Here is a 1,239-nt window from a genome sequence, read left to right on the forward strand (position 1 = left end):
TTTCTGCGTGGGTTTTGCGGTTTCCGGCGGTTTAAAAATATTTCAGGTCTTTTCGCTGCGACGATGGTGTCATGGTCAGTGGTCCTACGTATAGCGAGTTGATGCACACGGTCGCTGAGCTGATGCAGGAGAATAAGACCGTCCGGGCAGAGTTTGGGGCGATGGTTGATCAGCTGGAGAAGCGGGTTGATCGTCTCGAGGAGGAGAACGCTTCGTTGCGTTCTCGGCTGGATAAGAACTCGACGAACTCCTCCAAGCCGCCCAGCACGGATAGCTTCAGCAAGCCCGCCAGGAAGGCCCAGTCGCTTCGCGAATCTTCCGGTAAACCGCAGGGGAAACAAACGGGCAGCGGTGGTACTTCGTTGCCGATCACGGCGACTCCGGGCCAGGTCCTGCGTCACGAGCCCACCACATGCCGGGGCTGTGGGAGTTCATTGCGTGGCCGGGACCATCGCTGCGAGGCGGCACATCATCGACGTCCCGCCGATCCGGGTGGAAACGGTCGAGCATCAACGGATTGAAAAGCTATGCCGGTGCGACACCGTTACCAGCGGCGTGTTCCCCGCTGACGTGAAATGCGCGGTGTCCTACGGCCGAGGCTGCACGCGGTCGGCGCCTATTTGATCAATGTGCACGATATGCCCGTCGCCCGCACCGCGGCCGTATTCAAGGATCTGTTCCAGGTCTCCGTGTCCGCCGGGCGGGTGTCCTCCGTGGGAGCGAAAACGTCCGCGCTGCTGGCCGAGACGGTCGTATTGATCAACCAGGCCGTCACCGCCAGTGCGGTAGCTCATGTCGACGAGACCGGCCTGCGCGTGGGCGGCGGCCTGGCCTGGGCGCACTGCGCGGGCACCACCACGCACACCGTGTTCCATATCGATGCGAAACACGGACCCGCCGGCACGCTGAACGGTGGGGTGCTGCAGTCATTCACCGAGGTGATGGTTCACGACCGGCGATGAGCAGTGCCCGGCCCGATTCCACCCGAAAACCGGCGGTCGCATCGCGCAAACCGAGCAGCGGCGACTGCTCAACAGGCTAGGTCCCCACCACGATCACGTGCTGCGTTTCGCCACCGACTTCAGCATCCCACTCGATAATAATCAGGCCGAACGCGACATCAGAATGATCAAGAACCGCCAAAAAATTTCGGGATGCCTACGCCCCACCGCAAGCGCAAGCGCAAGCGCAAGCGCAAGCGCAAGCGCAGAATACTTCGTGGCCATCCGTTCCGTGAGT

3 protein-coding genes are annotated in these 1,239 nt (G+C 61.7%); all 3 read left to right on the forward strand.

Annotated elements, in window-relative coordinates:
* The first annotated feature begins 161 nt into the window (after positions 1 to 161).
* On the forward strand, positions 162 to 521 hold the full coding sequence (locus E3T43_RS19605; protein WP_370449852.1) for a DUF6444 domain-containing protein: 360 nt from the start codon (positions 162 to 164) through the stop codon (positions 519 to 521).
* Positions 522 to 575: 54 nt separating this feature from the next.
* The gene (locus E3T43_RS00585) at positions 576 to 962 is read left to right on the forward strand and encodes a transposase (RefSeq protein ID WP_134470919.1); all 387 of its coding nucleotides are present in this window, start codon (positions 576 to 578) and stop codon (positions 960 to 962) included.
* Positions 963 to 1,002: 40 nt separating this feature from the next.
* The coding region (locus E3T43_RS00590) for a transposase (protein ID WP_166791196.1) at positions 1,003 to 1,239 on the forward strand (237 nt) is incomplete at its 3' end.

The sequence above is a fragment of the Cryobacterium sp. Hh7 genome (assembly GCF_004403155.1).
Taxonomy (GTDB): Bacteria; Actinomycetota; Actinomycetes; order Actinomycetales; family Microbacteriaceae; genus Cryobacterium; species Cryobacterium levicorallinum.